The organism is Clostridiaceae bacterium, from assembly GCA_012840395.1.
Lineage (GTDB): Bacteria > Bacillota > Clostridia > Acetivibrionales > DULL01 > DULL01.
The window spans coordinates 1-9,155 of the sequence record DULL01000084.1; the positions used below are offsets into that span (position 1 = coordinate 1).

Sequence of the window (9,155 nt, forward strand, 5' to 3'; positions counted from 1 at the left end):
ATTTAATTTTTGGTATAATAGTCACAGGCCTCGGCCTCCTTTTTGGAGTAATAGAGTTTTGTGGTGAAACTATTATACCCCAAGGAGTCCGGGGCTTTCAATTTTCATTTAACTTAACAGAACGTATCATTTAAAGGGGGGCTTGAATGAAGATAAGAAAAATTACAGCAATTATCAAGTATGTGATAATACTATTTCTTATTGCTGCATCTTTTATAGGATGTTCGAAAGGATTTGAAGAAAAAGGTGATGCAAGCAATAAGGATAAGACTCAGCAAGAATCAAATAGCCCTGAAAAATAGAGGGACCAAAAGGGTATCTTGTTGTGTACTGCTGTAATGACGAAGATATGGATGAACTTGTTGCCAAGGAATTTCAGGAAAGAACAGGAATTATAGTTGATATAGTCCGCGGAGGGGGAGGAGAGATTTTACAAAGAATAAAGGCTGAAGCAATCAATCCCCAGGCTGACGTAGTGAACGGTCCTGGAAGCGATTCCTATGGTCCCTATAAAGAATATCTCCAGCCCTATGTTCCAAAAGATAAAGACTTTATTGTCGGCGGAGATCCGGAAGGTTATTGGTATGGCGGCGAAGCTAACCCTATAATGTTTATATTCAATACAAATTTGTTAAATGAAAAAGATTATCCAGTAGCCTGGAGAGATCTTTTAGACCCAAAATACAAAGGAAGAATAGCTTTTGCAGATCCTGAAAAGGCCAGTTCAGGATATGCACAGCTATGTACAATGGTTCAAATATTTGGCAAGGAAAATGGTAAAGGATGGGATTATGCCAGAGAGTTCCTAAATAATCTTGATGTAAAAATCTTAAGCAGTTCATCAGAAGTCCCAAAAAGAGTAGCAAATGGAGAATTTGCCGTTGGAGTTACCATAGAGAGTTTTGCTTTTGAATATTTGAATTCGGGTGCTCCTATTCAGGTATCTTACCCGAGTGATGGAACATATCTGATAACGGGTGGACCGGCTATTGTTAAGGGATGTAAAAATCCAGAAAATGCAGAAGCATTCGTGAATTTTATATTAAGCAAAGAATGGCAGACGGTAAAGGTGAATAAGTGGGCTAGAAGATCTTCCCGCATCGATGTACAGGCTCCAAAAGGGCTTCCTGAAATAAGTGAGTTGGTGGCAATTGATTATGATAGCGATTGGGCATCAAATAATAGAGAAGAAATACTTTTTAAATGGAAAGAAATGTTTTTGAGTAATGACTGATGATAGCAATTATCAAATATCATTATTTTGAACTATACACAACATAATAAATAAGGAGACTGAAAATGAAGATTTTTGATTTACACACACATTCTACCTACTCAGATGGACCTACAGGTGTGGACTACATTGTAAAGAAGGCAAAGGAGAAGGGGTACAAGGCAGGGATTTCGGACCATTTATTCAGCAACGGCTTAAATACACTGGCGGATATAGAAAGGTATCTTAACGATTTGAGAGAATACGATGTATATATCGGTGGAGAGGCAAATATCGGGGAAGAATTCATAATGCCGGATAAAGTCAGAAATAAATTTGATTATCTTATAGCTTCTGTACATTCTGTTCCTGATGGTTACGGAGGAAGAATACCGCTCAGCAGATATTTCAGCTACCGGGGAGGATTCCGTGACAGATGGGAAAACCAGTATGACCATAGTGATCCAATGAAATATCTTTATTGGGCGCTTAACGATGTAGAAAACTTTTTTAGGGAACATAAGCCGGATATATATGGACATCCCACTGTATTACCATTCTATGAAGATATGTTAAATGATTCTCAGGAAATAATTGACTGGGAGAAATCAATTGTATCTTTATGCCGAAAATATAATGTTGCCCTTGAGTTATCCGGACTATGGCGTGCTCCCAATGAACGTGTAGTACAGCTGGCAATTCAGGAAGGGGTAAAAATATCCCTTGGATCTGATTGCCATAGAGTTGACGGTGTATGTGATCTGGACTATCCACTTATGATTGTAGATAAGCTAGAAATCACAGAAGATATGATGTTTATACCTCAATACAGGGGTATGAGGGGAGAGTAATTCAGGATTTGTACCATATAGATAAGTACGGAAGGCTGTTTCTGAAAATATTACTTTGCTTTATTTGCATAGCCCTGGTGCCAATTATTATTCTGGGCAGCTTTATCATGTTCTTTTCAAATACTGTTACAATAAGAAATGTACAAACACAAGTATTAAGTAATGTTGAAGCAGCAAGGGCCAGTCTTGAAAATACTATAAAAGAATATGCAGAAAGCCTGGAACTGTTTTGCATCGATCAGGAGGTTATTTTATCACTCAAGTATGGTGATAATAATCCTGAGTTCAGAAGAAGTATTTATCAAAAAATATCATTGGTAATGGCAGGGCGTTTTGATAAATCAATAATGTATGTGTTCAATAAAGATAATACTTTTTCTATTGCCACTAATAATATGCCCGTAGATTATGATCCTGTTTTATTTGAAAAATGGGGAGTATTCCGGCTTTTAAAGAATAATCCGTCAAGAGTGGTTTTGTTTCCCAACAGGTATACCAGCCCGGCTGATATACCCGTTTCACTTACCCTGGCAAGAGAAATACGGGATTCAGACAATGAAATTGTCGGATATGCTTTGATAGACCTGTCTGAAGAAGCCATAAAAGATGCTGTTTGTTTGAATAATAACTTTTTGCCTATCGGATATACGATATTTACAAAAAACTGTTATATTATATATGATGATTATTTCAGGGTTTTTGACGGAAATGTTTTTAACCTGGAATTCAGAGAATTGCTCCTGAAGCAGACTGTAACTCAAATAAAATATAATTATCAGGGACAGGAGCTAATTATTGCCGGTCAGAATAGCGGAGAAACAAACTTTATCCTAATTGGTACGACACCTGTTAATATGGCTATAAAGGGAAACAGGTATATTCAGATTATAACTATTATATTGTCACTTTTTTCGAGTTTACTCTGCATACTGGCTTCATATATTATCACGAGGAGTATTTCAAGACCTATAAATGATTTACTTGTAGTAATGAAACACGTTGAACAGGGAGATATGACTGTTCGTTCTAATATAAAACGAAATGATGAAATTGGTGCATTAAGCGATCAGTTAAACTATATGATAATGAAGGTTGATGAACTTTTTAAAAGAAACATTGAAAAGCAGGATTTATTGCACAAGGCAGAATTAAGTAATCTACAGGCTCAGATTAAACCTCATTTCCTGTATAACATGCTGGATTTGATTAAATGGCTTTCAAAATTCAAAAAGAACGATGAGATAGACAGTGTCATAATTAAGCTGGGCAATATATTAAGAAGCAATGTACATGCAGGGGAAGAAATGGTAACTGTTAAGGAGAGCATAGACCTGATTGAGGATTATCTTTCACTGCAAAAAATGAGATATTCGGATAAGCTGTCTGTAAGTATTTATGTTGATCCTTCAACAAACCTTTACAAAATACCGAAACTTATAATTCAACCTATAATTGAAAATGCAGTTATTCATGGAATAGAGCCAAAAATAAAGCCAGGATATATCAATATTTCAGTTAACAAACGGAGCGAAAAGCTGGAAATCCGGGTTGAAGATAATGGTATTGGTATGGATGCCGAGGTTTTTAAATTATCTGATGTTCCTAAAGAAAAAACTTCCAGGTTGGGCACAGGTTTGTGGAATGTCTATAGACGGCTTAAACTTCACTATGGAGAGCAGGGCGAGATGCAAATTTTCTCAAATAAAGACATAGGTACTACTGTGGTTATACGAATTCCTGTCATAATGGAGGGGCATAACGCTAATGCTTAAAGTAATTGTTGTTGAAGATGCATACTTACTCAGAAAGGGGCTAATATTTACCATTGACTGGGAAAGTATGGGTTGTCAGGTTATTGGTGATGTGTCAAACGGAATAGATGGAGTGGATATAATACTGCGGTTGAAACCTCATATTGTTATAACGGACATTCGACTGCCTGGTATGAACGGCCTTGAAATGATGAAGGTTGTCAAGGATAAATCCGATGCAAAATTTATAATAATCTCTGGTTATAGTGAGTTTGAATATGCTCAGCAGGCTGTGAAACTTGGAGCCATTGATTACCTGATCAAACCGGTGGATGACCGTTTACTTATGGATGCCCTGCAGCGGGCTTGTGAAGCTGTCAGGAGGGACAACCTTGTAAATAAGTTACAGACACAGTTTTCAAATATAGAAGATAGCAAATTAATGCTATTTAAGGAGTATATGGCCATAGAACCCAGTACAAAAAGCGAATATGTAAATAAGACAATCAAATACATTATTGAGAACTATTCAAAGGATATACGGGTGAAAGATATAGCCGACAGCATGCAATTGAGTGAGAGCCATCTGAGCAGAATATTCAAAGAAGAAACATCTTATACTATTGTTGATTACATCACCTATTACCGCATTAAGAAGGCATGCAGTTTACTCATGGATCAATCCTCCAAAGTGTATGAAGTATCAGAAAAGGTAGGTTATAAGGATCAGAGATACTTCAGCGTTATATTTAAGCAGATGGTAGGTATAACCCCGACTGAATTCAAAGAGGGCAAAGCAGCAAATATTTCTTAAACGAATGAAAACTGATCAGGATTGTAATTTTCATTCTTCCTTTCCACAAATATGGTCTTAATAAGAGATACTATTTTTCAAGTTAATACATAGGAAAAATAATCAAAAGGCCAATACTTATGAAACCATTAAACAAATCTACGAGTTATTGTATAGTTCCTTTGCCAATAACGAATTTAACATTTTTAATGCCAGGAGACTGTTTGATAATGAGGAAATGGAAGCCGAGGCAGAAAAATCAAAAGCAGATGGCAGGTACATATTGATTGAGTTTAATTCAAAAGAACAAATGTTCTGAAAAATATTGTAAATTATTATCCATTAGAATATAATAGTAATAAATAATCAGGTTTGAGATAGGTGGTTTGTTTTGAAGGTTCCTTTCTGTAAATTCCCACACATAAGGATGGCGACGTTATAGTTGCTGAAGGAATTTATAGTGGAAGGAGGTGGTTGGTATGAAAGATGTTTTTTACACATACATCGGTATTGCTTTTGTATGGTGTGTGAAATATATATTCATACCATTAGGAGTAGCTGTTTCAGCAAAGATTATCACAGATAGGTTACTTCAACCACAGCCTGAAAAACAAAGAAAAAAACGGTCTGATAAAAACCGTTTTAATTAATAAACCAACTATCATAATCTGACAGCAACAAGCGTCGCCATCCTTACTTATATTATAGCACAATAGTTTTAGATGTAAACTAAAATTTTGAAAAGCATGCCGCTTTGCATAGATATATATGGATGATTTGTGATGATAAGGTATTGACTTAATGATATAATATAATTTCAAAAATGTTAGATAAAAATTGACTTATAGGAGTGAGGGCATGGCAATAATTGTCAGACACAAAAAGAGTAGTAAAGTATATGTACTAATTGGAACAGGTTACGGAGCATACAAAGCAACTACACCAAGTTTTCTGGGTGGTAATCTGTTTCCCCATGAAGAGGAAGGGGAAATACCTATTGCTGCTGTTACTGATGAAAAAGGAGAAATACGATGGATCTATACAAATGAGTTAGAAGTAATCGAAATAGATGGGATAGAAATCGGTAAAGTTTTGGAAAGGTATAAAAAAACAGAAAAGAATAATTTAACCAAAAAGCTTGCAAAAGAGATATGTCCTGCCTGTTTTGCTGAAATATCAGCGGAAGATGTCAAGTGTCCTTCATGTGGTTTAGTATTTCAAGTGGAAGAATGATATTCTCAGGTCATTATGACAAGGAGACTGATGAGTACGGAGAAGGCACTCTTTTCATCAAGTTTTTTGTTAGATATCAAATTATAATATATTGCTTCATCTTCGCTAAAAACTTAAACTGGAGATAAAAATGTAAAAATTAAAGAAAATCAATATTTTTATGATTAAGGAGATTAAATGATTTCGATTTATGATTGGTTCAGGTATGAAATTCCATATAGGGAACGCTATCGTCTAATTAAAGAATCTGGATTCAATGGGGTTATCCTTTATTGGGGTAATGAGTTTGGCAATAATGATTATATACATAATCCTGAACTAGCACGTCGTGAAGGATTGTTTGTCGAGAATGTTCATACGTCTTGATTTATTATCAAGATATGGAAAAAAATTAATGGCATTACACCTTAACGATAATGATGGAAAGGGCGACCAGCACCTTATGCCGTTTGACGGTAACATTAACTGGGATACTGTAATGAAAAAGATTACTGATATTCAGTATAAGGGAGCAACTACACTTGAAATTATGAATATGGGATATGAGTATATAAAGGAACCGAGAGAGTATCTTGCAATTGTCTTTGAGAGAGCAAAGAAGCTAAGAGATTTAAGATAATTTATGCACCTGAATCCTTAATCAAGTGTAAAAATTGCCGTGTTATATAGTGAAAATTATAGAAAAAAGACTTTACTTTGTATTTGTTTAGAAATAAAATAAAATAATTAAAACAGGAAAACATTTTATATACATAAATAATAATTCAATTATTTTTCAAAAATCTTTGAGATAAGGTGTCAACACATCAATAACAATATATAGATAACAAGGGCATTGCAAATATATTGTACTAGGCGAATTAAAATATTTCGGAGATTAAGAGAGATATGTTGGAAATGAATAGGCAAAGACTGAATGTTCACATTTTAGTATCAATAGTTTTTTCATTGGTTTATACTGTTTATTTTTATGTAGTGTTAAAACTTATCACAGAACAAGATATGTTGGTTAGTAATAATGATATTACAATTAATAATATTGGTATAAAATTTATTGGGGATTTTTTCGCAACGTTATTTGTACCACTAATTTTGACAGTGATTTATAGAAAAAAGTCAGCGGATTTCAAGCTTCGGTTTATGCATATATATATTCAATATATTTTATTGGCGATAATGATTGTTCTTTTCTTTCTACACGGCGATTTCACTATAAGAGGATATTATAAATTTTTCTTTTATCTGGTGATGGTTAGTTTTTCAGAGGAATTTATATTTCGTGGATACATATATAATGAGTTGCAAAGACATAACAAGTTGTTAGCGGTTATCGTAAGTGGTTTCTTCTGGGGCATTCTACATGCAATATTGCCGGGTTTAGTGGCAGGAGAAGGTTTAAAACTAATCATTGTTAGAATGCTTAGTTATGCATGTGGAGGAATTGCTGCAGAATACTACTTTATATATCTTCTTGAGAAATCTAAATCATTATTTATACCTATATTTGTTCATGCAATATTAGATTATACAGTAGGAGTTATAGGAATTCTTACTGCAATAGGTACATGGGCATATTTATTTGTATTAGATAGAAAAAATCATAATACGTTGAAGCCTTACAAATCATAGAAAGCGGTAACCGCCGTATTATGATGAAATCAAAAAAGCTGAAGGAAAGATTCACAATAATGTTATTTTTGCTGTAAGACTATGTATAATTGTAATGGGGCATTATAGTACTTAATTGATATTAAATATAGTTTTAAGTTTTTTGAGGTGGTTTTATGTTTATGAAAAAAGATATCAATAAGAAAGATGATGCAAATCAAATTGAACTTGTAGTTCTCAAAACAGTGGATAATAATGTAGAACTGGCTATGTTAAAAGGTGTATTAGATGATAGCGGTATTCCTTACATCCTTAAAGACCGTGGAGCAGGCGGACATATGAGAATAGTCAGTGGTGATTCTGCACCTTTTTCCACTGATATACTGGTAGATAAGTCTATTTATGAGAAAGCAAAAAAAATTATTGAACAAATTACTTTTGAATAATTTCTTTAAAAATATGAGAGGCTTATTAGCTGAAGCTATACATAAACAAGTATAGTAAATAGTATGAGGAATATGGTGTTGCAGCTTACAAGATAAGAATATAGACACCAGTATAACAGTTTATACTTTTTTTAACAATTATTATTGACATGTATTAATATATTTTGTAAACTAATTTTAGTAGATTTCATAACAGCCTCCCTTGGTTCAGATATTGAATCTCGGAGGTGTTTTTTTATTTTATGTCATTTTGCTAAATGATATTATAGGATAATAGATTATAATATTTTTAAATCAATATATATATTTTCAGGTTGAGTCCTTAAACTTTAAAATATTGAAAGGCGAGTTTCTATGAGTCATCCTTGGGAAGAGATAGATTTAAATACTTATGAGGCCCATATGGCATCAGCAGAAGTATACCAACTGCAGACACTAAATAAAATAACCAGGCAACAATTAATTGAATACAAACCATCTACAGTTGCTATACTTGGAGTTGCCGGAGGGAATGGTCTTGAGAATATAGACAAAGAAATAACAAAAAGGGTTTATTGTATTGATGTCAATAAAAAATATCTTGATGCCTGCAGAATTAGATATCCTAACCTGCTGGAGATTCTAGAATTTATACATTGCGATTTAAGCCGTAATGATGCAATTTTACCTTTATCGGATATCCACATATGTAATTTAATTATTGAATACTTAGGTGAGGAATCATTTGGAAGGCTTATATATAATAGTAAGAACAACGTGAATATAATAACCTGTGTGATACAAAAAAATTGTGGAGTTAACTTTGTAAGTCCTTCGGATCACTCATCAGAATTCGAGCCGATTATGGCAATCCATAATGATATTGACGAAAAGAAACTTGTAAAAATACTTGAGAGTATCGATTTTAGTTTTATTAAAAATGAACTATATAAACTTCCAAACGGAAAATACTTTTTGAGGTTAGACTTTAAACGAAAATAGCTTATTTATTTTCCATTGCTGAATATTAATTTGATTGATAAAATGTTTAATATTAAACTATAAATTTTTAGAAAATTTGATTGATTTCAAAAGGTTCTTGAAAAAACTTATTTACTAATAAGAACGTATGATGCCAAAAATATGTTCAGTGGACGGTCAATTGAAAAGTTTATTTCCACTTTGCAAAAGTAAATTCCACAGAATGTATAATGGTAGAACAAAACTACGTATAAGCTGATTTTGATTGGTTTATTTTATGAATATTTTTAGTGCTTTTTA

11 protein-coding genes and 1 pseudogene are annotated in these 9,155 nt (G+C 33.4%); all 12 read left to right on the plus strand.

Translation table 11 applies throughout. The annotated features are described in order from the left end of the window. Positions 1-146: 146 nt before the first annotated feature. The 12 genes and pseudogenes from GXX20_09710 to GXX20_09765 all read left to right on the plus strand — a co-directional run bounded on the left by GXX20_09710 (position 147) and on the right by GXX20_09765 (position 8,876). The gene (locus tag GXX20_09710; protein HHW31930.1) at positions 147-302 is read left to right on the plus strand and encodes a hypothetical protein; all 156 of its coding nucleotides are present in this window, start codon (positions 147-149) and stop codon (positions 300-302) included. A gap of 23 nt (positions 303-325) precedes the next feature. Next, on the plus strand, positions 326-1,234 hold the full coding sequence (locus GXX20_09715) for an extracellular solute-binding protein (GenBank protein ID HHW31931.1): 909 nt from the start codon (positions 326-328) through the stop codon (positions 1,232-1,234). A gap of 65 nt (positions 1,235-1,299) precedes the next feature. After that, the gene (locus GXX20_09720; protein HHW31932.1) at positions 1,300-2,064 is read left to right on the plus strand and encodes a hypothetical protein; all 765 of its coding nucleotides are present in this window, start codon (positions 1,300-1,302) and stop codon (positions 2,062-2,064) included. Positions 2,065-2,072: 8 nt separating this feature from the next. Beyond that, positions 2,073-3,836, plus strand: coding sequence for a sensor histidine kinase (locus GXX20_09725; GenBank protein ID HHW31933.1), 1,764 nt, complete (start codon positions 2,073-2,075; stop codon positions 3,834-3,836). Next, a complete protein-coding gene (locus GXX20_09730) occupies positions 3,829-4,629 on the plus strand; it encodes a response regulator (protein HHW31934.1) in 801 nt (266 codons plus the stop codon). The genes GXX20_09725 and GXX20_09730 overlap by 8 nt, the downstream gene beginning before the upstream one ends. Positions 4,630-4,777: 148 nt before the next feature. Further along, on the plus strand, positions 4,778-4,927 hold the full coding sequence (locus tag GXX20_09735) for a hypothetical protein (protein ID HHW31935.1): 150 nt from the start codon (positions 4,778-4,780) through the stop codon (positions 4,925-4,927). A gap of 160 nt (positions 4,928-5,087) precedes the next feature. After that, positions 5,088-5,258 (plus strand): hypothetical protein, encoded by a 171-nt coding sequence (locus GXX20_09740; protein HHW31936.1) that lies wholly within the window; start codon positions 5,088-5,090, stop codon positions 5,256-5,258. A 208-nt stretch (positions 5,259-5,466) separates the two neighbouring features. Then, the gene (locus GXX20_09745) at positions 5,467-5,841 is read left to right on the plus strand and encodes a hypothetical protein (protein ID HHW31937.1); all 375 of its coding nucleotides are present in this window, start codon (positions 5,467-5,469) and stop codon (positions 5,839-5,841) included. Between the two features lie 177 nt (positions 5,842-6,018). Continuing rightward, positions 6,019-6,460, plus strand: a pseudogene (locus tag GXX20_09750) (sugar phosphate isomerase/epimerase). A 269-nt stretch (positions 6,461-6,729) separates the two neighbouring features. Continuing rightward, positions 6,730-7,470 (plus strand): CPBP family intramembrane metalloprotease, encoded by a 741-nt coding sequence (locus GXX20_09755; protein HHW31938.1) that lies wholly within the window; start codon positions 6,730-6,732, stop codon positions 7,468-7,470. 155 nt (positions 7,471-7,625) lie between these two features. Then, positions 7,626-7,895 carry a DUF2007 domain-containing protein gene (locus tag GXX20_09760; GenBank protein ID HHW31939.1) on the plus strand — a complete coding sequence of 90 codons (270 nt, stop codon included), beginning with the start codon at positions 7,626-7,628 and terminating at the stop codon, positions 7,893-7,895. A 402-nt stretch (positions 7,896-8,297) separates the two neighbouring features. Next, positions 8,298-8,876 (plus strand): methyltransferase type 11, encoded by a 579-nt coding sequence (locus GXX20_09765; protein HHW31940.1) that lies wholly within the window; start codon positions 8,298-8,300, stop codon positions 8,874-8,876. Positions 8,877-9,155: the final 279 nt, after the last annotated feature.

Excerpts from the sequence above, each read along its gene's own strand:
- GXX20_09740 (HHW31936.1), top strand. The coding sequence starts at position 5,088 with ATGAAAGATGTTTTTTACACATACATCGGTATTGCTTTTGTATGGTGT.
- GXX20_09730 (HHW31934.1), top strand. The coding sequence starts at position 3,829 with ATGCTTAAAGTAATTGTTGTTGAAGATGCATACTTACTCAGAAAGGGG.
- GXX20_09745 (HHW31937.1), top strand. The coding sequence starts at position 5,467 with ATGGCAATAATTGTCAGACACAAAAAGAGTAGTAAAGTATATGTACTA.
- GXX20_09710 (HHW31930.1), top strand. The coding sequence starts at position 147 with ATGAAGATAAGAAAAATTACAGCAATTATCAAGTATGTGATAATACTA.
- GXX20_09765 (HHW31940.1), top strand. The coding sequence starts at position 8,298 with ATGGCATCAGCAGAAGTATACCAACTGCAGACACTAAATAAAATAACC.
- GXX20_09720 (HHW31932.1), top strand. The coding sequence starts at position 1,300 with ATGAAGATTTTTGATTTACACACACATTCTACCTACTCAGATGGACCT.
- GXX20_09755 (HHW31938.1), top strand. The coding sequence starts at position 6,730 with ATGTTGGAAATGAATAGGCAAAGACTGAATGTTCACATTTTAGTATCA.
- GXX20_09760 (HHW31939.1), top strand. The coding sequence starts at position 7,626 with ATGTTTATGAAAAAAGATATCAATAAGAAAGATGATGCAAATCAAATT.